This is a genomic window from Acinetobacter sp. NIOH-H-8 (genome assembly GCF_046635365.1).
In the GTDB taxonomy this organism is placed as follows: domain Bacteria; phylum Pseudomonadota; class Gammaproteobacteria; order Pseudomonadales; family Moraxellaceae; genus Acinetobacter.
In genome coordinates this window covers 12917-39622 of the sequence record NZ_JBHDVN010000003.1, presented here as the reverse complement: position 1 = coordinate 39622, position 26706 = coordinate 12917, and the positions used below count along the sequence as shown (strand labels likewise).

At 43.6% G+C, this 26706-nt stretch carries 25 protein-coding genes; 7 read left to right on the top strand and 18 right to left on the bottom strand.

Annotated features, from left to right (window positions below):
• Positions 1 to 209 precede the first annotated feature (209 nt).
• Positions 210 to 2333 (top strand): 5-histidylcysteine sulfoxide synthase, encoded by a 2124-nt coding sequence (gene ovoA, locus ACEWB7_RS02480; RefSeq protein WP_411580430.1) that lies wholly within the window; start codon positions 210 to 212, stop codon positions 2331 to 2333.
• A 43-nt stretch (positions 2334 to 2376) separates the two neighbouring features.
• Here ovoA and ACEWB7_RS02475 read toward each other — a convergent pair whose 3' ends face one another.
• Both ACEWB7_RS02475 and ACEWB7_RS02470 read right to left on the bottom strand, forming a co-directional pair.
• On the bottom strand, positions 2377 to 2628 hold the full coding sequence (locus ACEWB7_RS02475; protein WP_005232362.1) for a DUF2789 domain-containing protein: 252 nt from the start codon (positions 2626 to 2628) through the stop codon (positions 2377 to 2379).
• A gap of 156 nt (positions 2629 to 2784) precedes the next feature.
• Entirely contained in the window at positions 2785 to 3435 is a 651-nt protein-coding gene (locus tag ACEWB7_RS02470) for an HAD family hydrolase (RefSeq protein WP_411580380.1), read from the bottom strand.
• Positions 3436 to 3617: 182 nt separating this feature from the next.
• Between ACEWB7_RS02470 and ACEWB7_RS02465 the strand changes: the two genes are divergently transcribed.
• The 3 genes from ACEWB7_RS02465 to ACEWB7_RS02455 all read left to right on the top strand — a co-directional run bounded on the left by ACEWB7_RS02465 (position 3618) and on the right by ACEWB7_RS02455 (position 7034).
• Positions 3618 to 4100, top strand: coding sequence for an RNA pyrophosphohydrolase (locus ACEWB7_RS02465; protein ID WP_004781838.1), 483 nt, complete (start codon positions 3618 to 3620; stop codon positions 4098 to 4100).
• A 93-nt stretch (positions 4101 to 4193) separates the two neighbouring features.
• Positions 4194 to 6491, top strand: coding sequence for a phosphoenolpyruvate--protein phosphotransferase (gene ptsP, locus ACEWB7_RS02460; RefSeq protein WP_180057641.1), 2298 nt, complete (start codon positions 4194 to 4196; stop codon positions 6489 to 6491).
• Positions 6492 to 6533: 42 nt separating this feature from the next.
• Positions 6534 to 7034, top strand: coding sequence for a hypothetical protein (locus ACEWB7_RS02455; RefSeq protein WP_411580379.1), 501 nt, complete (start codon positions 6534 to 6536; stop codon positions 7032 to 7034).
• Here the strand turns inward: ACEWB7_RS02455 and ACEWB7_RS02450 are convergent.
• Positions 7031 to 7207 (bottom strand): hypothetical protein, encoded by a 177-nt coding sequence (locus ACEWB7_RS02450; protein ID WP_004781833.1) that lies wholly within the window; start codon positions 7205 to 7207, stop codon positions 7031 to 7033. The genes ACEWB7_RS02455 and ACEWB7_RS02450 overlap by 4 nt on opposite strands.
• 637 nt (positions 7208 to 7844) lie before the next feature.
• Here ACEWB7_RS02450 and ACEWB7_RS02445 point away from each other — a divergent pair.
• Positions 7845 to 9365: a catalase gene (locus tag ACEWB7_RS02445; protein WP_004781832.1), complete on the top strand. Its 1521-nt coding sequence runs from the start codon at positions 7845 to 7847 to the stop codon at positions 9363 to 9365.
• 126 nt (positions 9366 to 9491) lie between these two features.
• Here the strand turns inward: ACEWB7_RS02445 and ACEWB7_RS02440 are convergent, their stop codons facing one another.
• From ACEWB7_RS02440 to ACEWB7_RS02430, 3 genes are all read right to left on the bottom strand, one after another.
• The gene (locus tag ACEWB7_RS02440; protein ID WP_004781830.1) at positions 9492 to 9632 is read right to left on the bottom strand and encodes a hypothetical protein; all 141 of its coding nucleotides are present in this window, start codon (positions 9630 to 9632) and stop codon (positions 9492 to 9494) included.
• 81 nt (positions 9633 to 9713) lie between these two features.
• Positions 9714 to 10769, bottom strand: coding sequence for an MBL fold metallo-hydrolase (locus ACEWB7_RS02435; protein ID WP_411580378.1), 1056 nt, complete (start codon positions 10767 to 10769; stop codon positions 9714 to 9716).
• A 411-nt stretch (positions 10770 to 11180) separates the two neighbouring features.
• Entirely contained in the window at positions 11181 to 12119 is a 939-nt protein-coding gene (locus tag ACEWB7_RS02430; protein ID WP_034169853.1) for a cation diffusion facilitator family transporter, read from the bottom strand.
• A 132-nt stretch (positions 12120 to 12251) separates the two neighbouring features.
• On the opposite strand from ACEWB7_RS02430, the gene ACEWB7_RS02425 reads away from it, so the two are divergent.
• On the top strand, positions 12252 to 12689 hold the full coding sequence (locus ACEWB7_RS02425; RefSeq protein ID WP_313659253.1) for a GNAT family N-acetyltransferase: 438 nt from the start codon (positions 12252 to 12254) through the stop codon (positions 12687 to 12689).
• A 52-nt stretch (positions 12690 to 12741) separates the two neighbouring features.
• On the opposite strand, the gene ACEWB7_RS02420 is transcribed toward ACEWB7_RS02425, so the two are convergent.
• The 7 genes from ACEWB7_RS02420 to hcaE form a co-directional block, all read right to left on the bottom strand.
• Entirely contained in the window at positions 12742 to 13650 is a 909-nt protein-coding gene (locus ACEWB7_RS02420) for a DMT family transporter (RefSeq protein WP_291358946.1), read from the bottom strand.
• Between the two features lie 346 nt (positions 13651 to 13996).
• The gene (gene hcaD / locus ACEWB7_RS02415) at positions 13997 to 15226 is read right to left on the bottom strand and encodes a 3-phenylpropionate/cinnamic acid dioxygenase ferredoxin--NAD(+) reductase subunit (RefSeq protein WP_034704704.1); all 1230 of its coding nucleotides are present in this window, start codon (positions 15224 to 15226) and stop codon (positions 13997 to 13999) included.
• A gap of 4 nt (positions 15227 to 15230) precedes the next feature.
• Positions 15231 to 16196, bottom strand: a complete 966-nt coding sequence (locus tag ACEWB7_RS02410) for a 3-carboxyethylcatechol 2,3-dioxygenase (protein WP_411580377.1) — start codon at positions 16194 to 16196, stop codon at positions 15231 to 15233.
• 67 nt (positions 16197 to 16263) lie between these two features.
• Positions 16264 to 17079: a 3-phenylpropionate-dihydrodiol/cinnamic acid-dihydrodiol dehydrogenase gene (gene hcaB, locus ACEWB7_RS02405; protein WP_004781818.1), complete on the bottom strand. Its 816-nt coding sequence runs from the start codon at positions 17077 to 17079 to the stop codon at positions 16264 to 16266.
• 2 nt (positions 17080 to 17081) lie between these two features.
• The gene (gene hcaC / locus ACEWB7_RS02400; protein ID WP_004781817.1) at positions 17082 to 17408 is read right to left on the bottom strand and encodes a 3-phenylpropionate/cinnamic acid dioxygenase ferredoxin subunit; all 327 of its coding nucleotides are present in this window, start codon (positions 17406 to 17408) and stop codon (positions 17082 to 17084) included.
• A complete protein-coding gene (gene hcaF, locus ACEWB7_RS02395) occupies positions 17408 to 17926 on the bottom strand; it encodes a 3-phenylpropionate/cinnamic acid dioxygenase subunit beta (protein WP_004781816.1) in 519 nt (172 codons plus the stop codon). The genes hcaC and hcaF overlap by 1 nt, the downstream gene beginning before the upstream one ends.
• On the bottom strand, positions 17923 to 19290 hold the full coding sequence (gene hcaE / locus ACEWB7_RS02390; RefSeq protein ID WP_004781815.1) for a 3-phenylpropionate/cinnamic acid dioxygenase subunit alpha: 1368 nt from the start codon (positions 19288 to 19290) through the stop codon (positions 17923 to 17925). The genes hcaF and hcaE overlap by 4 nt, the downstream gene beginning before the upstream one ends.
• Positions 19291 to 19570: 280 nt before the next feature.
• Between hcaE and hcaR the strand changes: the two genes are divergently transcribed.
• Positions 19571 to 20479, top strand: a complete 909-nt coding sequence (gene hcaR / locus ACEWB7_RS02385) for a DNA-binding transcriptional regulator HcaR (protein ID WP_004781814.1) — start codon at positions 19571 to 19573, stop codon at positions 20477 to 20479.
• Positions 20480 to 20855: 376 nt separating this feature from the next.
• Here the strand turns inward: hcaR and ACEWB7_RS02380 are convergent, their stop codons facing one another.
• The 5 genes from ACEWB7_RS02380 to ACEWB7_RS02360 form a co-directional block, all read right to left on the bottom strand.
• A complete protein-coding gene (locus ACEWB7_RS02380) occupies positions 20856 to 21716 on the bottom strand; it encodes an alpha/beta fold hydrolase (protein WP_411580429.1) in 861 nt (286 codons plus the stop codon).
• 283 nt (positions 21717 to 21999) lie between these two features.
• A complete protein-coding gene (locus ACEWB7_RS02375; protein WP_125279392.1) occupies positions 22000 to 23274 on the bottom strand; it encodes an OprD family outer membrane porin in 1275 nt (424 codons plus the stop codon).
• Between the two features lie 415 nt (positions 23275 to 23689).
• A complete protein-coding gene (gene dmpG / locus ACEWB7_RS02370; protein WP_125279391.1) occupies positions 23690 to 24709 on the bottom strand; it encodes a 4-hydroxy-2-oxovalerate aldolase in 1020 nt (339 codons plus the stop codon).
• 11 nt (positions 24710 to 24720) lie between these two features.
• Complete coding sequence (locus tag ACEWB7_RS02365) at positions 24721 to 25617, bottom strand: acetaldehyde dehydrogenase (acetylating) (RefSeq protein WP_004781810.1); 897 nt, start codon at positions 25615 to 25617, stop codon at positions 24721 to 24723.
• 22 nt (positions 25618 to 25639) lie between these two features.
• Positions 25640 to 26437, bottom strand: a complete 798-nt coding sequence (locus ACEWB7_RS02360) for a 2-keto-4-pentenoate hydratase (RefSeq protein WP_004781809.1) — start codon at positions 26435 to 26437, stop codon at positions 25640 to 25642.
• Between the last annotated feature and the right edge of the window lie 269 nt (positions 26438 to 26706).

Below are 26706 nucleotides of genomic sequence, written 5' to 3'. Positions count from 1 at the left end.
TTCACATTTCTCTGCTGCATCGATATCGATGCAGCATTTTGTTACCTAAATACATCGCATCAGTTGCTTCCTTTCAAGTATTTTTAAAAGTATCAAATTCATTTTCCTGAAGATGAAAAATTAAAACGTATTCAAGGAAGCACAGTATGCAGATCAAATCTTCTGATTCCAAAACTTTATTATCTTCTTCTCATGACCTGCTCGAAGAAATGGGTTTATGGAAACCGCTTAAACCAACGCTACACCCGACTCCCAACCTTGATTTTGAAGATGAACCGACAGCGCGTGCCGTATTACGTGATTATTTTCTAAATACCTTTGACACCTATGAGCAACTGTTTGACTGTCTGAAAAATGAAGAAGCCTTTTATGTCAAACCGATTGCCTTACGTCATCCACTGATCTTTTATTTTGGTCATACTGCCACTTTTTTTATCAATAAGCTGTTGCTGGCTCAACTGATCCCGGAACGTTTAAATCCGCATCTGGAAAGTATCTTCGCGATTGGTGTAGATGAAATGAGCTGGGATGATCTGGATGAACAGAACTATCACTGGCCTAGCATTCAGGCGGTACGTGATTACCGGCATCAGGTGCGTGCCCTGGTCTTGAAAGTGATAGAACATGCGCCGCTACAACTTCCACTGAACTGGCACAATCCCTGGTGGACCATCATCATGGGCATTGAGCATGAACGGATTCATCTGGAAACCTCTTCAGTTTTAATTCGCCAGCATCAGTTACGTTATGTACAGAATCATCCGCAGTGGCGTGCCAATGTCATTACCGGTATTGCGCCTGAAAATAGTCTGGTAAAGGTACCGGCAGGTCAGGTCAATTTACATAAAAATTTCGAACATGCTTTTTATGGCTGGGACAATGAATACGGCCACCATCATGCCGAAATTGCAGAATTCGAAGCCTCTAAATATCTGGTATCCAATCAGGAGTTTTTAGCCTTTGTGGAAGCAGAAGGCTATCAGACAGCTGACTACTGGACTGAAGAAGGCCAGCAATGGTTAGCATTTTCTCAAGCCACACATCCTACCTTCTGGGTCAAAACGGAACTGGGTTGGTCCTTAAGACTGATGCTGGAAGAAGTTCCAATGCCTTGGGACTGGCCAGTCGAAGTGAATTATCATGAAGCCAAAGCTTTCTGTAACTGGAAATCAACACAGACCGGAGAATCCATTCGTCTGCCCACTGAAGATGAATGGTATCGATTGTATGCAGTTTCAGGACTGGATCCAAAATTACCAAGTCCTGAGCAAGCCAATATTGAACTGAAATACGGCCCTAGCTCCTGTCCGGTGGATCATTTTCAAAATGGCGATTTTTATGATGTTCAGGGCAATGTCTGGCAATGGACAGAGACCCCGATTTATCCTTTCGAAGGCTTTCAAGTCCATCCTTTCTATGATGATTTTAGTACCCCAACCTTCGATGGCCAACATCATCTGATTAAAGGCGGTTCCTGGATTTCAGCCGGTAATGAAGCCCTGCACAGTTCACGCTATGCGTTCCGGCGACATTTTTTCCAGCATGCCGGTTTTCGCTATGTTGCCGCGGAAGAGACATCACCGCAGTTTCACTCTCAATATGAAAGTGATCAGCTGATTTCCCAATATCTGGAATTCCAGTACGGGGCGGAATATTTTGCTGTTCCAAACTTTGCCCAAAGCCTCATTCAACTGGCCCGTCCTTATTTTCAAAACATTCCGTGTCATAAAGCGCTGGATATCGGTTGTGCCACCGGACGCGCCAGCTTTGAACTGGCCCAAGATTTTGATCAGGTCACAGGTTTAGACTTTTCAGCCCGTTTTATTCAGCAAGGTGTGGTACTGGCGCAAGGAGAGACCCTGCGCTATAGCATTCCTGTTGAGGGTGAACTGGTGGAATATAAATCCTGCTCATTGGCAGAACTTGAACTTAAACAGGTTGCCAATAAGGTCGAGTTTTATCAGGCCGATGCCTGCAACCTGAAACCGCAGTTTAAAGATTATGATTTTATTCTGGCAGCCAACCTGATTGATCGTCTGCATCATCCTAAAGCTTTTCTAAGTGAGATTCATAATCGGCTGAATATGGGCGGAATCCTGATGCTAGCCTCGCCTTATACCTGGCTGGAAGAACATACAGCACGCAGTGAATGGATCGGCGGATTTAAGCAGGCGGGAGAAAACCTGAGTACCTTAGAGGGTATCAAAGCTTTGCTAAGTCCACATTTTGAAATGCTGGACGAACCTGTGGATGTGCCTTTTGTGATCCGAGAAACAGCGCGTAAATATCAACATACCCTGTCCCAAATAACTTTATGGAAAAGGGTACGATAATTCCAAAATGAAAAAGCCAATCAGTTGATTGGCTTTTTGTTCACTACTCAATTCCGCTAGTGGCATCCTCATGCAGAGATTCATTGAGCTGATCCACCACAATGGCCCATTCTCCATCTGAAGCAATTTTTTCAGCCAGGAACTGGCGCTGTGCATCTGACCAATACGGCGCCTCCATCAGGTTTACATCTTTGGGTAATTGATGCTCATGAATAAATTGGGCAATCCCTTCTGCACTCGAATCCAGACCTAACTGTGCAAATAGATGAGTCATACGCGGTCTAACTTGGGTCATTTTCATTACCTCAGCGCTTGCTATCGTTATTGTCGACTTGCTTTATTTATTCTGAGCATAGCATGTTTATTCAGCAACGGGCATGTCAAAAAGTACCCTTTTCTGCTTATAAAAAAGCACAACCGAAGTTGTGCCTGATTAAATCGAAAGAACTGCTTAAATCGACCAGTCCTGAATTTCCCAGCCCTGTTCTTTGGCCAATGCTTCCAGACGATCATCCGGATTTACGGCAATGGCATGATCGGCATATTCCAGCAGAAAACGGTCATTGATTGAATCTGAATAGGCCCAAGACTCAGTCACGTCACGACCAGCCAACCATTGATTCAGACGGGTCAGTTTACCTTGCTGATAGCAGGCGATATTGGTCACCTTACCGGTATATTTACCATCAACGACTTCAGCATTGGTGGCAATAATTTCAGTAATGCCAAACTCACGGAAAATCGGTGCAGTAATAAAGTCCGAAGTTGCAGTAATGCCTACAATTTCATGCCCTGCATCTTTATGGCGCTGAATCGCTTTAAAACCTTCCAGACGCATCTGGGGGCGAATGACTTTTTGCATGAACAGTTGATGTAATTCGGTCAGATAATCATGGTCATGTTGGGTCAAAAACTGGAATACAAATTCATTATAGGCATAAGGATCCAGTTGACCCTTTTTATAGTCCTCATAGAACTTGTCATTCATGGCGCGGTGATGAACAGGATCCACCAGGCCTTCATTGACCAGGAATTCCCCCCAAGAATGATCCGAATCGGTGTTTAACAGGGTGTGATCGAGATCAAATAGCGCCAATTTCATGAAAATACTCGTAAAAACTGAAATTTAAGAAAAAAATTGTAAATCTATCTCCGCTAGTCGATAGAAATTCGTTAAGATCATAGCAATTTTAACATTTTTAAACTTTGCTTTTTTTCGAGTTGGATAAAGAAATAATATTCCCCGAAAGCAAAGGCATAAATTAAACAATTTTAGGTAGCCAAATGATCGACTCAGAAGGTTTCCGACCGAATGTCGGGATCATTTTGGCAAACGATGCTGGACAGGTTTTATGGGCAAAACGCATTGGTCATAATGCATGGCAATTTCCACAAGGAGGTATCCAATATGGAGAAACCCCTGAGCAGGCACTTTATCGTGAGCTGAGAGAAGAAGTTGGCTTACTGCCTGAACACGTCCAGATTATCGCGCAGACCAAAGGATGGTTGCGTTATCGTTTGCCGTATCGATACATTCGCACGGATTCAGATCCGGTATGTATCGGTCAAAAACAGAAGTGGTTTTTACTCAAACTGACGGCGCCCGTACAGAACATTCAACTTGATCTGTCCGATCCGCCCGAATTTGATCAATGGCAATGGGTCAGTTACTGGTATCCATTAGGCCAAGTGGTGAATTTTAAACGCGATGTTTATCGCAAGGCCATGATTGAACTCTGTCAGCAATTACCACAACAAAAACCTTAAAAAAAATCGCGTGCATGTGCAGATTTTTTGCTCGGCTATTGTTATAAATAAACTAAATTACCGGACTTCTAAAAAAAATACGGAGCAGCTCCCATGTCGAATATGCAACTGGATACCCTGAGACGCATTGTCCAAGAGATTAATGCGTCTGCCAGTTTGCATGAATCACTCGATATTATGGTCAATCAGGTGGCCGAGGCCATGCATGTGGATGTCTGCTCCATTTATCTGCTCGATGAACGCAACCAGCGCTATCTGTTGATGGCATCTAAAGGCCTGAAACCTGAAGCTGTCGGTCATGTGTCTCTACATACCGGTGAAGGTCTGGTTGGTCTGGTGGGTCAGCGTGAGGAAATCGTTAACCTCGACAATGCCCCTAAGCATGATCGTTTCCTGTATTTACCGGAAACGGGCGAAGAAATTTATAATTCCTTTCTGGGCGTTCCAGTCATGTACCGCCGTAAGGTCATGGGCGTACTGGTTGTCCAAAATAAAGAATCTCAGGATTTTAGTGAAGCGGCTGAATCATTCCTGGTTACGCTATGTGCCCAGCTTTCGGGCGTAATCGCTCACGCCCATGCAGTCGGCAATATTGATGTATTCCGCAAGCCAAATAATTTACCGGCATATAAAACCTTCCAGGGCGTATCGGGTTCTGGCGGTATCGCACTCGGCCGTGCCATTGTGCTTTATCCACCTGCAGATCTGGGCGCTGTTCCGGATCGTGAAGCAGATGATATTAGCGAAGAACTGGCTTTGCTGGATAATGCCTTAAATTCGGTGCGTGAAGAAATTCAGTTCCTGGATGACAAGATGCAGGATGCGCTGATGGCCGAAGAACGTGCTTTGTTCAGCGTGTTCTTGCGTATGCTGGATGAAAATGCCCTGCCATCGGAAATTAAAGCACTGATTCGTGATGGCCACTGGGCACAAGGTGCGGTTCGGATCGTAATTGATAACCATGTGGCGCAGTTTGCCCAGATGGAAGATGATTACCTGCGTGAACGTGTCGCTGATCTGAAAGATCTGGGTCGCCGTATTCTGGCCAAATTACAGGAAGCCGATGAAAGCCATCGCGAACTGACCGATGAAAGCATCCTGATTGGTGAAGAAATTTCAACGGCTGCACTGGTAGAATTGCCTGTCGATAAGATTGCCGCGATTGTCACCACTGAAGGTGCCATGAATTCGCACATGGTGATTGTGGCACGCGCACTCGGTATTCCGACTGTCGTGGGTGTGACTGAACTGCCAATCAATACCCTGGATGACGTCGAGATGATTGTCGATGCGCATCAGGGCCGTATCTTTATCAATCCACCACGTCGTCTGCGTACCCGCTATAAAGAAATTCAGAAAGAAGAAGAGCAGATTGCCAAAGATCTACGTCAATACGAGACCAAAGATGCAATTACGCCAGATGGTACCGCTGTACGTCTGTTTGTAAATACCGGCCTGATGATTGATGTGGTTCGTGGTGTACAGCGTGGTGCCAAAGGTGTTGGCCTATACCGTTCGGAAATCCCGTTCATGCTACGTGACCGCTTCCCGGGCGAAGAGGAACAACGTGCCATTTACCGGCAGCAACTGAGTCACTTTGCCAATAAACCGGTAGTCATGCGAACGCTGGATATTGGTGCAGATAAAGACCTGCCATATTTCTCGATTGAAGAAGAAAATTCAGCATTGGGCTGGCGCGGAATTCGTTTCACGCTGGATCATCCTGAAATCTTTTCTTCACAGATTCGCGCCATGCTAAAAGCCAGTATTGGCCTGAACAATCTGCATATCCTGTTGCCGATGGTGACCAGTGTCAGTGAAGTTGAAGAAGCGCTGTATCTATTAGAGCGTGATCATCATGCCGTTCAGGAAGAAGAACAGGTAAAGATTACTAAGCCACAAATCGGGATTATGGTGGAAGTACCAAGCGTACTGCATCAGATTGATGAATTTTCTGAACTGGTCGATTTCTTTTCGGTCGGGTCTAACGATTTGACTCAATATTTACTTGCCGTAGATCGTAATAATCCACGTGTGGCCAATGTCTATTCACATTTGCATCCAGCGATCCTGCGTGCCCTGACCCGTCTGGTAGAGGATTGTCACCGTAATAACAAACCGATCAGTATCTGTGGTGAAATGGCCGGTGATCCTCTATCGGCCGTACTATTAATGGCCATGGGATTCAATACCCTGTCCATGAGTTCTAGCAATATTTTGAGAGTCCGAAAAACGATTTGTCATGTACCGATGCCTGATGCACAGGAATTACTCAAACATGTACTAAAACTGGACAATCCACTCATGGTAAAAAGCTGGATGGAGCATTATTTTAGAACACATGGTTTAGGAGATATGGTGAAATCCACCACCCGTATGGTCAGCGCTTAAGGAGGAACTTTTCCAGGTTCCTCTGCATCTGTCGAGGTACTTATGGAATTTGTGCTTATCCTGCTTATGCTGGCTGCAGCGTTTTATTTTATTATTGTTGCACCGGCCTTACGTTCGCAAAAATCCAGATATACATCTTCTCGTGGTCGTAATAACACAAGTACCAGTCATCAGTATATCCGTGAAACTGAACGTCCTAAAGCCTGTCCCTTATGGGGAATTGAAATTTCTCGTACCCAGCAACGGCGTTTAGGCAAGAATGATCCATCGGTCATTGCCGCAAAACTGTATCGGCAACAGCTAGGAAAATTTGCCAGTTTTCAGCAAACCCGGCCTATGGCTGATGCTGATCCAAATAGATCTTCGAGTTCTGCGACCCTGCCCCGTTTTTTTCAAAATATGTTTCCCGAAGAAGCTTCTTCAACTACCCGACAAAACTCACCACATTCTTCGAAAAGAAATTCATCTTTTAACTATACCCGCCAGAATCCCTTAAAGTCAGCTCCTGTCCAAAGCAGATCCACTTCTTCCTGGCCGCCCTAAGCTGCCCATAAAAAAGGGCGATCATCTTGTTGATATCGCCCTTGTTTGTGTTTGGTATAACCACGTTTTGCATTTTTCTTCCGGTCTACAAAAACCTGGCTTTTATTGACTTCATGCATATGTTTGGCTACGAAGTTTGGCATGACTGCCTCTACAGCTTTTTTCTTTGCCATCTTGCTCTCTGTTTAATTTGGACTAAGGAAATGATCCGCTCGGGATGTGAAATGATTATAAGGGCGACTGGCCAATTTTCAAGCAGATCAGGACTTAAATATTTTCCAGAAAATAGATAATTTGGTAGATATTCTTGCTGTAAAAATCAGAAAATTGTGAGCAAGAGAATGCTGATTTAACTACCTGTTTAATCCGTGAATTTTAATCCTTAAATCTTTCTATTTAAAAAATATTTATAAAATTAATAACTTAATAAATATTTAATAAAACCTAATGAAATCTAAAAGAGATATTGAAGCATTTTTCTGACTTAGAGAAGACATCTTAAATTCTGATTTTCTTACTTAATCATTTTAAACTGAGTGAAAAATTTGCATATTTTAACATTGTCACATTTCTAGAAATATCTTATGTTCAAATTAGATTATTTATTTTCAATGACTTAATTTTTATTCATTTAGGCAGTATTTTCTGAAGTTACAGAAAAACCAAACTTATTGCCAAAACACCCAATTCAACAACTCACTTAATTAAAAATCTGTTGGAAATAAAGCCCCTAATGTTATTCCTGCGCTTATAGATGATTTTTTTGAATGCTGGAATAACGAATAAAATTCTCAACGCTTGGAGAGAAATATGAGCCAAGATATGAAAAAGTGCCCTGTCACCCATCTGACTACTGAAGCTGGCGCACCTGTAGTCGACAACCAGAACAGTATGACGGCAGGTAGCCGTGGCCCATTGCTGGCCCAAGATTTATGGCTGAATGAAAAACTGGCTAACTTTGTTCGTGAAGTGATTCCTGAGCGCCGTATGCACGCAAAAGGTTCAGGTGCATTTGGTACCTTTACCGTAACCAATGACATTACTGAATATACCCGTGCAAAAATTTTCTCGGAAGTCGGTAAAAAAACCGAACTCTTTGCCCGTTTTTCGACCGTCGCCGGTGAACGCGGTGCAGCTGATGCAGAACGTGACATTCGTGGTTTTGCCCTGAAATTCTATACCGAAGAAGGGAACTGGGACCTAGTCGGTAACAATACACCGGTATTCTTCCTGCGTGATCCACGTAAATTTCCTGACTTAAACAAAGCAGTAAAACGTGATCCGAAAACCAATAAACGTAGCGCCACCAATAACTGGGATTTCTGGACTTTATTGCCGGAAGCACTACATCAAGTTACCATCGTAATGTCCGATCGTGGGATTCCGGCTGGTTACCGTCATATGCACGGTTTCGGCAGTCATACCTACAGTTTTATCAATGCCCAAAATGAACGCTTTTGGGTAAAATTCCATATGCGTACCCAGCAAGGTATCAAGAATCTGACTGATGCTGAGGCAGCAGAGTTGATTGCTAAAGACCGTGAAAGCAGTCAAACCGACCTGTTTGATGCGATTGAACGTGGCGATTATCCGAAATGGAAAATGTACGTTCAGATCATGCCTGAAACAGATGCCGAGAAAGTGCCTTATCATCCGTTTGACCTGACCAAAGTCTGGCCGAAAGGTGATTATCCACTAATTGAAGTAGGTGAATTCGAACTCAACCGTAATCCGGAAAACTATTTCCAGGACGTAGAACAAGCCGCTTTTGCGCCAAGCAATCTGGTACCAGGTATCAGCTATTCACCGGATCGCATGCTACAGGCACGTTTGGTCAATTATGCTGATGCAGCGCGTTACCGTGTAGGTGTGAATCATGCCCAGATTCCGGTCAATGCCGCACGTTGCCCGGTACATTCAAATCACCGTGATGGTTTGGGCCGTATGGATGGCAACTATGGTTCATTGCCGCATTATGAGCCGAACAGTTTCAGCCAGTGGCAGGAACAGCCAGAATTCAGAGAGCCCCCCCTCAAAATCACGGGTGATGCAGATTTCTGGGATTATCGCAAAGATGATAATGATTACTTCAGCCAGCCACGTGCCCTGTTCAACCTGATGAATGATGAGCAGAAACAGGCTCTATTTAATAATACTGCAGCCGCAATGGGTGATGCGCTTGATTTCATCAAGTACCGTCATATCCGTAACTGTTATGCCTGTGATCCCGCCTATGGTGAAGGTATTGCTCAAGCTCTTGGGATGAGCGTAGCTGATGCCCAGATGGCTCGAGCAACTGATCCAGCTAAAGGCCTACCAAGCTTTCTCTAAGTTTTTTAGCTTGAACTGAGCGAATAAAAAACCACCCGAGGGTGGTTTTTTTATTGGTGTTAAATTAAAGCATTAGGAATATGAATTGCAGTTCATTTCAGGTCATGTGTTTGACGGTCACGGATTTCAAAAAGGTTCTTCTACCAGTACCCAGATCTTTTTCATATCCATCAGATTCACGAAGAAATCATTGCTCAACATACCCACCCGATCAGTCAGTATGCCATGCTTGTTTCCACCACGATTGGCACCTGTACCCTTCAGCATAGGATTTAATCCTATACAAATGAGAGCTACTCTATATGCTAGCTAACGATTCAATCGTTATACAGGAGTGATCTTAAGCCCTTAGACAATAATCCGTTTGCCCTCACGAATACAGTAAAACGGGTTAATCAGCTTGGATGAATGCTGAATAATATGCTGCAGTTCATTTTCAGGCTGGTCACGTGCTTCATCAGTGAGCTGGAAGGTCCGATAATGGATCGCCATTGAGCAACGTGCCATTAAGTCCTGATGGGCATGAAAAGCATCTTCCGGATTCATATGAATATTGCGCATCAGTTCACGTGGTTCATAGGCACCGATCGGTAACAGCGCAATTCGTGGTGGCCCCAAGCGTTTGCGAATTTCCTTGAAATGCGGCGCATAGCCGCTATCCCCGGCAAAATAGCAATGATCCTTGTCATTCAATAAGGAAAAACCGCCCCATAATGCGCAGTTCTGGTCACGCATTCCACGTCCTGAAGCGTGCTGTGCTGGCGAATAGACAATCTGGATATCTTCAAAAAATGCATTTTCCCACCAGTCCATTTCAATGACATTATAGTCTTTAGGCAGGTACCAGCCATTACCAAGGCCGGTATAGATCGGCATTTGATAGGTCTGATGCAGCCAGGCCAAGGTCGCCAGATCCATATGATCATAATGGTTATGGCTGAGCAATACGGCATCAATATGCGGCAGCTCATCCAGGGCAATGCCAGCAGGAATGACGCGCTGTGGCCCTCGGGATGCAGAAGGACTGGCATATTCACACCAGACCGGATCAGTCAGAAAATTATACGGCCCGATCTGGATCAGAGCGGTAGCATGCCCAATAAACCAGATTTGCCAGTCATCTAAAGTGGCTTCCGGCCGATTTTTTGGTAAAGCACGCGGACGTGAAAAAAACTCGGCACGTTCCTGTTCCAGATTTACTTCCCAAGTTCTGGATTTTCTGGTGAATAACCATTTATACAAGTCAAAGCGACTCTGCTCGAGTGAATGATGCTCCAGATTCTTAAACCGCTCACCATCAAAATGATCGGAATGTAGATAATCAAATACCGGCTTGGACCAGAGATGTTTCCAACTGGACTCAGTCTCAAGCTGAAATTTTTTAGTCTTGAAAAGATCTTGCATAAATATCCACTATTTATTATTTGTTATATGCAAGACAGCATCCACCTGGAATTTTCAAACGGAGCATCTCTTTAAATCGCATACAAACTTATATACTTCGGTATTTCAGCATAGTATGAAATACGTGCCTAAGATTCATTTATGTTTTTGTTATTTTTAGCAAAACATCGAGCCCATGGAAAGACTAAAACCGATGAAAAGCTTCTAAAAAAATGAATACTCGAGATCAAGTTTGTGTCCATTCTTCTTTCTAAAAAGACAGGAGAATGATCGATATTCATCCGATAATTCTCACTCCATACCTGACTGTACATGATTTCATGACCTAAATTTTTATCCCGTATTCATGTAATCACGCTTGATGCCCTTCTGACTATCCGACGAAAGTTATCTACTGAAATCTTCACTTCCTTAAATACGACCTTGAGTCCGTTCCAGCCATACGGCTTTGGTTTGAGGTTTCACAAACAGAGTAATAATTTCCGGGTGTAGCTGTTTAATCTGTGCTTCAATCCGGTTGACGCACGCTTCGATTTCATCAGAAGTAAGATCGTCTTTAAATTCCAGACTTAAGGAGGCAATCACCTGATGCGCACCCATCTGCTCAGTCAGCACCCCATTGGCGCTATAGACCGCAGCATCCTGCTGGGCAATGTTAAGCACATTTTCACGCAGTCTAGGATCTGCTGTTTCACCCAGCAATAGACCTTTGGTTTCACGTGCCAGCAACCAGGCCGATACCGCCAACACGACACCAATCAGAATAGAGGCAGCACCATCCAGCTCAGGAATATTCAGTTGATGAGCCAGGAAAATCCCGATCAGGGCAATAAAAAGACCTACTAGCGCAGCAGTATCTTCAAATAACACGGTAAAGGTGGTCGGATCTTTACTACGTCTAAAGGCTTCGAAATAGCCCATCTTGCCTTTCATTTTACGGAAGGTTCTTAAAGCCACTGTCCAGGAGAATCCTTCACACAGAATCGCAATGCCCAGCACAATGTAGTTGATCATCGGATCCTGCATTTCTTCAGGATGAATGATGTGCAGGATGCCTTGATAGATGGATACAATCGCACCCAGTGCAAAGACCATCAAGGCCACAATAAAGGCCCAGAAATACAGTTCACGGCCATAGCCAAAAGGATGGTGGGCATCTGGGCGCTGCTCTGCCTTTTTCATGCCGTAAAGAAGCAGAATTTCATTTAGAGTATCGACCACCGAGTGAATCGCCTCACTCAGCATGGCAGAACTGTTGGTGATATAGGCTGCGACAAATTTCACCAGCGCGATTGCCAGGTTACCAAATAACGCTGCATAGACCACAATTTTATTAGATTCAGATGACATTCAAAGTTGTCCTAATTTTTTTCTCAAACAGATGGATCTATTTGATTTTTCATTTTATCTCTTTACATCTTAATAAACTGCTGACATAAATTGTTTATTGTTTTGTTGTTCTCATTTTTAATCGGAAACTTCATGGCTGTGATTGTCCTTACTTCTGCCGATCGGCATCCTCAGCTCCTAGAACTGTGGGAGCAATCTGTCCGGGCTTCGCATCATTTCCTAAATGACGAGCAAATCCTGAAGATTCGCCAGCAGATTATCCAGCATGGTTATTTTGATCAGGTGCAACTGTTCCATGTGGAACATCAGCAGCAGATTCTGGGTTTTATGGGCATTGCAGGCAGCAAACTGGAAATGCTGTTTATTTCCCCTTTAGCCTTCCGGCAAGGTATTGGCAGCCAGTTATTGCAACATGCGCTTACTCTGGATGTGACTGAAGTTGATGTGAATGAGCAGAACTCCGATGCGATTACTTTCTATTTAAAATATGGTTTCGAGATCATCAGCCGCTCAGAAACCGATAGCGAAGGTAATCCCTACCCGATTCTGCATCTACAATTGAAAAACTAAAAAGGAAACCATGGCTTCCTTTTATGTATAAATTTACCCTAAATAATTAATCTTAAGATTTAGAAAAATACTGCTCGCGCCATTCTTTCCAGAAGTACATCACGATCCCGAACATCACTACCGCAATACCGGCAAAGGCATGACTGCTGATCACTTCGTTATTCAGGGTTGCACCGAGAATCAGGGCAATGATTGGCGTCATCACATTACTGAGGGATACGGTGGATGCGGCTAAACGGCGAATCAGCCAGAAATAGCACAGCATCGCCACAATCGAAGACAGGATCATGGTAAAACCAAATCCGAACAGCGCCTGCATACTTGGCATTTGTGTTGGGAAAGATTGCCAGATAAATGGAATGATTAGCAATGATCCCAATGAGGAAACAATCAAAGAACCGGTGGCTTGGGACATCGGTTTTAATGGCGCATTGATCTGCTTCACCCAGAAAATCGAGCTGATATAAGACACCATGCTAATCAGCATCAGGACCACGCCCCACGGATTCACCTTACTATCTGCTGACTCCGCAAAGACAAAACTTAAACCACCGACGGCAACTGCCATACCGAGCCATTGTAGCCAAATCAGACGATTGGTTTTCAAAATGACATGTCCGATCAAACCTGCAACCAGCGGTGAGAAACCAAAGATAAGCGCCATTAAGCCAGAGGTTAAATAGTTCGCCGCCAGATAGATAAACAGTTGCGCGCCAATCAGATTCAGGCTGCCTGCCACATAGCTCATCATTGAGGTTCGGTCAAAGGGCAATGGATTACGCATCGCTGCCAAGATCACCAACGCCAGCAGAGAAGCGCCGAAATAACGAATAATCAGCACCCACATCGGATGAACTTCAGCAATACTCCAGACAATCGCCAGTGGCGTTGCTGCCCAGATCAGCACCAGCAAGGCATAAATACTTGCCGTCACCAGCATGGGAGATGAATTTGAATTCATAAAAGACTCAATTAAATTTTTTTAGAAAGAATTGAACTAACTTCTCGTTCAAATCCACAATCGACAATACTGATGGTGGCAGGGATGCCGCTCGAGCTTTTGGGATACAGGGAAGTAGCCTCAAATGCTCAAAAGATTTTTGTTACCTTGCGCCATATATGGCTCATCTTTTAAAAGTAAAAGCACCTACTCTATAACTTATATAAGTAGAATCAAAATTGGAGGTCATGATAACTGCTCATCACAATCAAGTCCCTACATCTTTCAATATTTTTTAATACTCATAAAAAAGCAGACCCAAGTTGCCCCAGGTCTGCCCTTTTGTAAACTTATCAATAAAACAAAGTTATTTCACAAGTTTACGAAGATCCTGGCTGAGATCTAAATATTTATCTGCTTCAAACGCTGCATTCTTGCTGATCAGCTTTTTCAGGTGACGCATTTCTTTTGCCGCATTTACCGTAATACCGCCGACAATAACGCCATCAGTCACACCAAACATCACGAATGATGATTCAGCGCGAAGCTCTGGATTGATTTCACCACGAACTTGCCATTCAGCAGCCGCCATGTCACCTACGAACTGATAATTGATGTCCAACTGATCTGTCCAGAACCATGCCGGGTTAGGTGTCGGATGCTCAACGCCCATCACATGACGTGCAAAGATCCCTGCTTGCAGGTTGGCATTTTCCCAAGTTTCGACACGACGGTGGTTACCGCAATTACGAAGTTGAGTTGCCACATCACCTGCTGCATAGATGTCTGCATTTGAAGTCTGGCAGTTTTCATTTACTTTAATCGCGAAATCAACATCCAGGCCAGCTTCTACAGCCAATTGTGCATTTGGCACGATACCAATACCATAAACTACAGCATCAGCGCGAAGTTCTTCACCACCCTCAAGGGTAATCACCACTTCTTCACCATCCAGTTTGCAATCTGCAATTTTGGTTTCCAGACGAACGTCGATCCCTGCCAAACGTTGTTGTTCAAGCAGGAATTCGCTCAGGATACGAGGTGAACAGCGGCCCATCACCATAGGACCCATTTCGATCACAGTTACCTGACACTCTTTGAAACGTGCTGAAGAAGCCAGTTCCAGACCGATCACGCCACCACCAATCAGGACAATACGACGGCCTGATTGCAATACTGGAACCAGTGCTTGTGAATCTTCTAGGTTACGTAGCGTATAAACATGTTTACCCAGCGCATCGAAGTTCGGCAGACGACGAGCTGCGCCGCCTGTAGCAAGCAACAGTTTGTCATAAGCAACAACGTCACCATTTTGAAGTTCAACCGTTTTCGCTTCAGCGTTGATTTTTTTCACGCCATTGCCACGAATGGTTTCTACACCAAGTTCCGCCAGTTTTTCTTCTGACAGGATTTCAATCTTGGTCTCTTCAGGTTTTAGAATCACGTCTTTAGACAGTGGTGGACGCTCATAAGGAAGATGCGTTTCATCACCGATCAGAATGATTTTACCTTCGTATTTGTTGCCACGAAGTTCTAAAATCGCGCTTGCACCTGCCTGGCCAGCACCTACAATTACGATGGTTTCGATGTTGCTCATGTCTTTAACCTTTTAACTCTGCAGATACGATGCCGAAGCCCGCAATCCATTCACTGATTTCTTCATAACAGTGCGTTGTCATTTCGTACTCGCCCATTTCGCTTAAAGCAGCAAATGCCGCCATCCACGAACGGACTTCCTGACCACCACGGCCACCATCACGGCGGATTTCAGCTTCAGTCATGGCTTCTAGTGCAGCGAAGTCGGCATTCTTGAATTTTTCAAGCAATGCGATATCCCATTCAGCATTCAGAGGAACTGCAACAGAGGTATCGCCCGCTGCCAGTTTCTGGCCCACTGCAATAATTTTTGACTGACGCGCGTTACGTGCTTCAGGTGTCGGGTTACGACCTGCAATCAGGAACTCTTCCACTTCTGGTGGTACAGAACCCATTTGCGGAGTTGGTGGATCGTGTGACAGACCACCTGTACCTAGGACAAGTACACGCTCATTTTCAAGGTTCAGAGATTTGATGAACTGACCTACAGCACGGCCTAAAGCGATGGTACGCTTCGTAGTTGGCATCGGTGCTGCAGCGCCATTAATGAAAATTGGAATCGTTGGATAACGATTAAGTTTGCCGTCGCACAGGAAGTGCAATGGCTGAGTCACACCATGGTCAGCTTGCATACGGTAAGAATACGCAACGTCCACGCCCTCATCGAGTACACGACGCACTAAGCCCAGTGCTTTGTCTTCTGGTACATCAATGTGTGCATTGTCTTTACCATAGTCCCAGTCACCTGCAGCAGTCGCGCGAATGCCCACACAGAAGCTCGGCATCAGGTCATAGAAGAAACCATTGAAATGGTCAGGACCAAAGGTAATGATCAGGGTTGGGTCGTAAGCTTTTACTTCAGCAGACAGTTTTTCAAACGCTTCACGAACAGCCTGTTCTTTGCGTTTTTCCTGCGGTGAAGCAAATTCCATTAAAGGACTGTGCGATGCACAAATAAGTTTAACGGCCATGAGAGACTCCTTAAAAGGAAGGCAGCCTTAGAACAGGCTGCCGAAAAGTCCATTTCAGACTAGATTTTTATTCGTCAAAGAAACCGGCACGTGGCTGACGTAGACCACGAATACCCAGACCGCATTCTGCATTGATCAGAACACCAGTCAAAGGACGGTTATTTTGACGAGATGCCAAGAGCACATATGAACCAGTCATATCTTCCGGCTCAGGTAAGAAATTCAGTGGCATGCCACGGGCGATTTTCTCAGGATCACGTGCATCGAGCAGGCCAAGATTTTCCTGACCCAAAGATGCAGCACCTTTGATATTCACATTCATACCTGATGGCGCAACGGCATTGACTCGGACTTTAGGTGCAAGTTCATAAGCCAGTTCTTTCATAATGCCTACACCGGCATGTTTTGATGCAGTGTAAACCGGACCGCCACCTGCAGAATAAAGTGCAGAATTTGACAGTGTGAAAATGATCGAACCTTCAGATTTCACGAGCTCATCAAGTGCAGCTTTGGCACCCAAGATCAGAGATTTGGTATTAATCCCCATAATCTCATCAAAGGCTTTTTCCAGCTGCTCACCTGAAGTATTGACGATATCGGCATAGTGATCCCAGATACCGGCATTACCCACGAAACAGTCGAGTTTACCGTAACGCTCTACAGTCGCTTTAACAGCGCGGACGTTGTCTTCATAGCTGGCCACATCACCTGCGATTGCCAGCACGCGGTCACCAAAATGTGCATTCAGTGCATCGACTTTAGACTGTGAACGTTGAAGAACGGCCACTTGTGCACCCTCTTCCAGGAAACGTTCTACCAGTGCCCAACCGAGACCTGAACCACCACCAGTGATCAGTGCAACTTCGCCTTGTAGCCAACCCATGATTACTCTCCTGCCATCTCTACGTATAATGCACCATCTTCAAGTACAACTGGGAATGTTTGAATTGGGTCAGTTGCCGGTAAGCAAAGTGCCTGACCTGTTTTCAAACAGAAGCGAGCTGCATGAAGTGGACATTCCACTGTACCGTCGTCTTCAAGGTAGCCTTCAGACATAGAAGCATTACCGTGTGAACAGCGGTCGTTCATTGCGAAGAATTCGCCACCGTTGTTGAATACTGCAAGCGCTTCGATACCGTTTACGCCGCAATCCACTTTTAACGCTTCGCCTTCGTCTAATTCGTCAACTTGGCAAACAAAAATCTTATTCATTAGAAGAACACACTCAGGTTATGTGAGTTATAGGTAACTTGGTCAAGCGTGATCTTACGGTTGAAGATCTGGAAGCCCAGGCCGCCTTCAACTTTGCGGATCTTGTCATGACGTTTACCACAGTAAATCGTAACGTCTTTCTCTTTCTGAGTACGGTACAGTAGGTATGTCACGTACACATCGTATTCGCCTTCAACTTCAGTCGGCTCAACAATCACGTTGCTCACCATGTGAGTGGTACGTGATGGAGGCTCTTCAGCCCAAGCCATACCAGTTTCTAGACGTGCAACACGACGTTCCAGAAGATCTTTCGTATCGTTGAATACCCAGGTAGTAGGTGGTTCAACTGAACGACGACGGTCACGCGTTTGAGCGTTTGGTGTAGTACGTAGCGTGTAAGAAATATCTTCAGCTAGCGTGTCTAACCACTCGCGGAATTTCCAGTCATCAAGAAGCTTGGCTTCTTGATACAGGAACTGACTAATTTGGTGATGAAGTTCTAAACTGATTTGACTCATTTCATAAGCTCCTTCTCATATTCGTCAGCCGCAGCTTCAACGTCTTCCCATTTTTCATGAATCAATAAATCTGCCCAACGGCGGTACATACCACGTGCTGCAGTTTCAGAGAAAATATAGTTAGTGATACCCGGGATACCATCTTCACGTACTTTCTCGTTACCTTTACCCATTTCCATAATGAGTTTGTTTTGACGCGCTTTGTAACCACGTAAAACTTTTTGGATTTCGATCCAGTTTTCAGAGTCATCTTGCTCCAGGAAGCCTGCAGGACCGAAGGCACGAGTTGCAGAACGTTCAAATGCTGCTTGTACATCTTCTGGTGCATCCGCATCACAGATACAGAATGCCCAAACTTCAGTTTTGTTTGGACCACGTGGGTGCCATACACGAAGAGTCGCAGTACCGTTCAACCAAGACAATGTAGGGAACATGGTGTTGTGACCCGCTAAACGAAGCGCACGAGTTTCACCTAGGCGTTCTTTCACTTCTTCGTAAGTTTCACGGAAGTAGTTCGCTACTTCACCGTCAACCCATACGTTTGCATCTGGTTTCTCTGTGAAGAAGAAGCCTGAACCGTGACCGCGTGAACCGTATTGGATCGCGTCTTTCGCAGTTTCCCAAACTGGACGAGCAGTTTGTGCAGCACCTAATTTCTTAGAAGATTCGTCGTCTGGTTTCGCACCAAGCACCTGAATTGCAGATGCGTGAGAGAACAACGCGTGATATTGGTCAGATGCGAACTGTTCAGCTGCAAATTTCCAGTTACACTCGATTTCCCATTTGTGTACACCACCCACAATCACAGTACCGCCTTCACGACGATCTACAACGCCGTCCAGGTACCAAGCGATATCGCCCATGTATTCTTCTAGATCTGGAGTCGTTTCATCCCAGCATCCGAAAATCAGGCCTTTGTATGATTTAACACGGTTAACTTCTACCAGACCCCATTGCTCTTTACATGCACCATGTGGGTAAGCACGATCTTCAAGCGGGATGTCTTTTAGAGAACCATCAATACCGTATGACCAGCCGTGGTATGGGCAAGTGAATGCACGTGTATTACCACAGTCAGCAAAGCTCACACGCATAGAACGGTGACGGCACTGGTTTAAGAATGCTTTGATTGAGCCGTCTTTTTGACGTGCCACGATGATTGGATCTTCACCCATATAGGTATTGAAGAAGTCACCGGCCTTAGGAATCTGGCTTTCATGGCAAAGGAACAACCATGTACGACCGAAGACACGTTCAAGTTCTAATTCGTAAATGTCAGGATCTGTATAGATAGATGGCGTGATACGTCCATTTTGTGCATCGACTAAAGCGTCGATTTCGCGCACATCAATTTTTCCACTCATGAAAAGCTCTCCTGTGACCAGTTATGGCACAAAGTAATAGACTCAACTTTTCAACGATGATGGATTTTAGGGCGGTTTTGGGGAAATATTTTTTTTGTTTCAATTAATAGTTTTAAGCAATTATTCTAGGCGTGTATTTTTATATTAAAACACTAATCAATCCTTCCAAAGCATTTACTTTCTAAATGACAAAATAATCTTCACGACATAGTTGTTTATAGATTATACTCTTCTGAAATTATAGTAAGACATTTTTTGGATTACTCGACGGGCTGATGATATGGAATTACGACACCTCCGCTACTTCATTACTGTGGCTGAAGAACTCAACTTCAGTAAGGCAGCACTCAAACTTTACACGGCTCAGCCATCACTTAGTCAGCAAATTAAAGATTTGGAAGAAGATGTCGGTGTTAAACTGCTACACCGTACCAAGCGTAAAGTCGAACTGACCGAAGAAGGTGCTGTATTCCTTGAACAGGCTCGCCTAACGCTGGCACAAGCCGATAAGGCGATTGCCATGGCCCGTCAGGTGTCACAGGCCAAACAACAAATGCTCCGTATCGGTTTTGTACCGGTAGCCGAGATGAAAATCTTCCCGTATATCTTGCCGAATCTGCGCGTGCAAAACCCTGATTTAAAAATTGAATTGCTCAGTCTGAACAATAATGAGCAAATGCGATTATTGAAGAAAGGCGAACTGGATCTGACCTTTACCCGTCACAATTTCCATAGTGATGAAATTGAAAGCCAGTTTGTGATTCGTGAGCCATTGATCTTCATTTTGCCGAAGGATCATCCTTTAGCGAAATACGACCGTATTCCAGTTAAATTACTGAATGGTATAGATTTTATTATTCCATCTGCAGAACAGTCACAGACCCTGCACAATACGATTATGGAATTTGCCAAGACCAATGGCATTGAGCTTAATATTGTGCAAAAGGCGGATAATATCCTGTTCAATATCAACTCGATTGGAATGGGCTTGGGCTGTGCCATCCTGCCAGGCTATATCGCACCATTGACCATGAACAATACTGTAATCCGCCCGCTGGATGTAGAACTTCCCTTTTTAGATCTTTATGTTAGCTATCGCAAGGATAGTAATTCAGTCGCAGTGAAGAAGTTCCTGGAACTCCTGACTCGCGTATTCTACCTAGACATTAACCGCGACGAACCACATTAATTTTCTATTTTTATAGCAGCACACGTAATTTCCTCTGAGAATATGTGTGCTTTTTTGTTTTTATTTTTTCTGATCAAAATTTCATTTTATATTCATTTTTCCTATGACAGACCACATCTAGCTTGGCTTCCAACATCTCCGACCATGGCTTATTAGGTTTAATTTTTGCTCAAATTAGGCTTCTTTTACAACTTAAGTCTAATAAGAAGTCTAAGGCCCATTTTAATTTTTGAAATTCTGATTAATAGCTAAAAAGCATTAAAAATGTTTAAAAAATTTACTGAAGGAAATGGTGTTCATTTGGCAGCTGTAAATTAAATATTTTAGAAAGAAAAAAAGGATGACCGAAGCCATCCTTTTTTAAACTGAGTACGACTTATTTTACGCCGTGTACAGCCAGGTAGTTTTTGATCACAGTGTTGAACTCATCTGATTTTTCAACTTGAGACCAGTGACCACATTGGCTGAAGATGTGTGCATCAGCATTTGGCACAATGTTCAGGATATCCCATGTACGAGAAACTGGAATCACCACGTCTTGAGTACCGTGAATCAATAATACAGGTACAGTGATGTCTTTCATTTTTTCGAAGTCTAACGGGAATTCGAAACGGTCACGGTCACGTGCGCCCACTACATCCATCAAACGATTTGATGCATAGTCATTTGCAGCAGAAGCAAAACGTACTTTCACCAGTTCGTCAGTGATCAGATCTTTGTTCACGACAAACATAGAAAGTGTTTTCTTAATACCTTCTTCAGTTAATACTGGGTTTGCGTGTGCTTTCAGCGCAGCAGTCTGTTTTGCACCGCCAGTACCCATAGACACGATACCTAGAACACGTTCAGGATAATCAAGTGCCATCTGGAATGCCAACCAGCCACCCAGAGAGTTACCCACTAACCAGGTTTTTTCGATACCTAATGCATCTAGAGTACGTACAGCATGATCCACCCATGCACGGATACCATAAGCAGTATCTGGTGCAACCACAGTTTGACCATAACCAATGGTATCAATTGCGATACAACGTGCTTGTTCACCAATTGAAGGCAGGTTTAACCACCAGTTTGCAGCAGCAGACACACCCGTACCTGAACCGTGCAGGAACAGAATAGGCGTACCTTCACCAATTTCATGGTAGTGAGTCAACTCACCTTCTGCAGTTTCAATCCATTTGTCTTCTAAGCCGAAGAAAGGATCTGTTTTATAATCAGGGATTTGAACAGTGCTCATCATGATTCCTCTTACAGTTTCTTGCTTGCGTGTTCCTCGATGACGAGAACTCGACGTCAAGTTGACTCATTAAAAATGATCTTTTTACCGTCTTATATTAACCGCTCTACTGCCTTCAACTGATATAAAATTACGATTGCATACTACAAAAATTATATTATTTAAGTATTTGTTTTAATTAATTATTTTAAATTTAAAACCTTGTTTAATTTAAGGCTTTGATTAAGTTCTTAACTCAAAAAAAAGCAGTCAGAATACTGACTGCCCTTAAAATGCGCTTAACTTAGAATTTATGGGTATAAGTCGTCGCTACGCGGTATTCTTGAAGATCTGGTTTAGTAGGATTAGCAAAATTCACATCGATATACATCGCTTGAATGCCTAATCCTTTTAACTTACCCTCTGGAACAGTGTAATTCGCAATCAGATTTAACTCATCAGTATTAAAGTTTTGATCACCTGATTGAGCATCATAACCTTTGAAATAAACCGCAGTTGCGTTTAATCCTTTGGCACCCATTTCAGAGAAGTCATAGCCATAAGAAACATTCCATGACTTTTCTTCTGGTGCAGTAAAGGTTGCAACGCCCCAGTTCACCAGATAAGGCTGCGGCACCCAGCCACCGAGTGTTGGAAATGCAGTATCACCAAACATTTGCTGATAACCCAGACCTACGGTATGCGCACCATGATTAACTTTTGCCCCTACTGACAATGCCTGATTATCAATATCACCATACAGTTTGTCACCTGAATCTGAGTTATCAAAATAACGCACATGGCTATCTAATTTGGTTTTTTCGCCTAGCGCAGTTTTGTAATTCACACCCAAGTAATGCTGTTGGTAGATGTCTTGAACATCTGCATACCAGTAGCTACCACCAATTTCAGGCGTGAACTGGTGATCTACACCGGCAATCCACATACCATCAGATTCAGGACCTAAGTCATAATGACCTTGTGTACCATCAGGTAAAGTTCTACCTGGAGAAAATAAAGCTAAATCACGGAACTGATTGTCGTAACGATTATTAATTTTATCAATATAAGCCAAAGTCAGTTTGGTATCTTTAATCTCTTTAGATTCTAACCATGCACCGCTATAAGTAGTGATGAGCTGACGAGATGGATCAAATACTAGCACTGGAGATACAGGCAATAACTCACCCACTTTCAGCTCAGTCTCAGAAACTTTAGCTTTTAAGGTTGCGCCAACTTTACCAAAATGATCTTTAGATTCTTTACCATCGTGAGGCAACACCCAATCCGGATTTTGATCACGGCCTTTGAGTTTAACTGCATGTTGAACCAGAACATCTGCACCAACCTGCACCCCACCACCAATATCGTGATAGCCTGACTTCGCATCCAAAGTCACACCTTGTGACCAAGAACCCCAATTACGTGAAGAAAAATCATCTTGATACTGACGATCTAGATAAAAGTTTTTAAATTTAAGCTGGACATTACTATCGTCAATAAAATCTGCATTCGCTGCAGTTGTTCCTAAACTTGCTGTTGCAGCAAGCATTGCTATCCATAAGTTTTGACGACGCATGGCTTATTCCTAGTAATCAAATTAAGCTATGCCGCTATCATGCTCAACTCTAGTTTTTTTAAAAATCCGACTACAGTATTAAAATTTTTCTATTAATCTCTATAGATAGAATAAGTATGCTGAAATTTGAAAAAGACTTATATTTATAAACAATTAACTAAAATAAAAAATTAACCAGATAATCAATATAAATCCATGTTTTCTCTTATATAAACAGCCATTATTTTTTTATAATTTAAAAATAACTTTTTATTTATCGTTTTTATGTTTAAGGAAATGTGTTTGATTATTTTCTTAAAATAAATAGTAATAATTAAAATATCTTATTCTATCGTTTTAATATCTTATTCATTTTATTCAAATAAATAAAAAAGCGCCCTTTCGGACGCTTTTTTTAAAATTTAGCTTTTAACTATTAAGCTTGAAGCTCTTTCGCTTTAGACATAGTCAATGCCAAATCTTCAATCATATCTTCCTGACCACCAACGGTACCACGACGACCAAGCTCAAGCAGAATTTCACGAGCAGATACGCCATATTTTGCTTCAGCACGTTTAGCGAACAATAGGAATGAAGAGTAAACACCTGCATAACCTAAAGTTGCAGCATCACGGTCAGCACGGATTTGGTGAGTCATCATTGGGATGATCAGATCTTCTGCAACGTCTTGCACTTTAAACAGGTCAACGCCAGTTTCCATTTGCATACGATTTGCAACCGCAACAAACAGTTCAAGTGGCGTATTACCTGCACCAGCACCTAGACCAGCAGATGCCAAGTCAACACGTGTTGCACCCGCTTGCACAGCAGAAACAGAGTTGGCAACACCCATACCCAGGTTATGGTGACCATGGAAACCGATTTCGATGTCTGAACCCAAGTTAGCACGTAGGATACCAACACGGTCAGTCACGTCTTGCGGAAGCATATAACCAGCAGAGTCAGTAACATAGATACAGTTAGCACCGTATGACACCATTTTTTGTGCTTCTTCAAGTAATTTTTCAGGTGTTGCCATGTGAGCCATCATCAGGAAGCCCACAGTGTCCATACCCAGTTTACGAGCAGCAGTAATGTGCTGTTCAGAAACGTCTGCTTCAGTAGAGTGAGTCGCTACACGAATAGTTGCTACACCTACATCATGTGCCATTTTCAGGTGATCAACCGTACCGATACCAGGAAGTAAAAGTGCAGATACTTTCGCTTGTTTCAGGTTTGGAATCACCGCTTTCAGGTATTCTTCATCAGTTGCAGCTGCGAAACCGTAGTTCACAGAGTTACCGCCAAGGCCGTCACCGTGTGTTACTTCAATCAGCGGTACACCTGCATCATCCAGCGCAGTTGCAATCGCAACCATTTGCTCAGGTGTAGTTTGATGGCGCATGGGATGCATACCATCACGTAAAGTCATATCATTAATAATAATCTTAGACATGAAGGTGCTCCTTAAGCTTCAACTGCATTTAAAACACGTTCTGCAAACATCTCTGCGGTACGTGCAGCTGCTGCAGTCATAATGTCGAGGTTACCTGCATATTTCGGCAGGAAGTCACCCAGACCTTCAACTTCAAGGAAGATCGATACGCGGTTGCCATCAAATACTGGACCATTGACCAGTTTGTAACCTGGTACGTATTTTTGAACCTCGAGGATCATCGCATGTACAGATTCAGTGATCGCTGCCTGATCTGGCTCACCTTCTACTAGGCAGTGAACAGTGTCGCGCATCATCAGTGGTGGTTCAGCAGGGTTAATGATGATGATCGCTTTACCTTGTTTCGCACCACCCACTTTCTCAATCGCACCAGCAGTAGTACGCGTGAATTCGTCGATGTTTTTACGTGTACCAGGACCAACTGATTTAGTAGATACAGTCGCAATGATTTCGCCATAGTTCACAGGCTGAACGCGAGAAATCGCTGCAACCATAGGAATCGTTGCCTGACCGCCACAAGTTACCATATTGACGTTTGGCACTTCACCTTGTTCAAGCAATGCTTCAAGGTTGACAGGTGGTACGCAGTAAGGACCAATTGCAGCTGGTGTTAAGTCAATCATTAACACGCCAAGCTCGTTCAGCTTACGGCTGTTTTCAGCATGTACATAAGCAGAAGTTGCATCGAAGGCGATTTTGATGTCATCTTCAACTACGTGAGGCAGCAAACCGTCTACGCCTTCAGCAGTGGTTTTTAAACCCATTTTTGCTGCACGTGCTAGACCTTCAGAAGTTGGGTCAATCCCCACCATCCATACTGGTTCTAACCATTCGCTGCGTTGCAGTTTATAAAGCAAATCAGTACCAATATTACCTGGACCGATCAATGCACATTTAATCTTTTTCATGAATGTACTCTCTTGTATTCCCTTATTCAGCAGCAAAAGCAGCTGTTACTGAACCAAAGCCTTCAATTTCAACTTTGAATTCGTCGCCAGGCTGAGCTACAACCATTGGACCCAAAGCACCAGTCAAAATAATGTCGCCTTTTAGCAATGGACGGCCACGGCGTACCATTTCATCTGCCAGCCACACAGCAGCATTTAACGGGTTTGCCAGACATGCTTTACCCACGCCTTGAGAAACCACTTCGTCGCCACGTGTCATGACCATCTTGCAGTTCACAAGATCAAGGTTTTCCAGTTTGACAGGCTTAGAGCCCAGAACGAATGCAGCAGAAGATGCGTTATCAGCTACGGTATCAATCAGGCTGATTTTCCAGTTTTCGATACGGCTATCGACCACTTCTACAGCAGGAAGTGCATAGTCAGTTGCACTAATGATGTCTGCATACGTATGTTTTGCTTTAGTCAGATCTTCTTTGATGACCAATGCGATTTCAGCTTCAACTTTCGGTTGAATCAGCAAACCTGCAGGGATTGCTTCACCATCGCCATAGGCCATGTCGGCAAACAACATACCGAAGTCAGGCTGATCTACGCCAAGCTGTGCTTGAACCACTTTCGATGTCAAACCAATTTTACGACCTACCAGACGGCGACCTTCCGCCAGAGCACGCTCGGTATTTACTTCCTGAACGGCATAGGCAATATCTACGTCAGCACTTTCACCACCAAGTTCCGGGCGAATCGGTGCGATCGCAGTTTTTGAGAGTTCAGCAGTACGTAATGCTTGTGCAACTGATTCAACAACAGCAGAATTCGACATCAATGTTTCCTTAAACTGCAAAAATGAGGCTTATGCCGAGAACTAAGACAGGCAAAATGTTCTGACCTGATCATTTCGATCATTCCAATAAACAATTGCGCCTAGTACGGGCATATGAATAAACAGTTTTAGGATGGGAAAAATATGACGTGAATGCCAATAGTTATTTTATTTTTTGCAATAGCTATTATCTATAAATTAAATTTATAAAAATCAATTAAAAACATAATCTTATAATTATGAATTAAGTTGTATCCAACTAAATAACT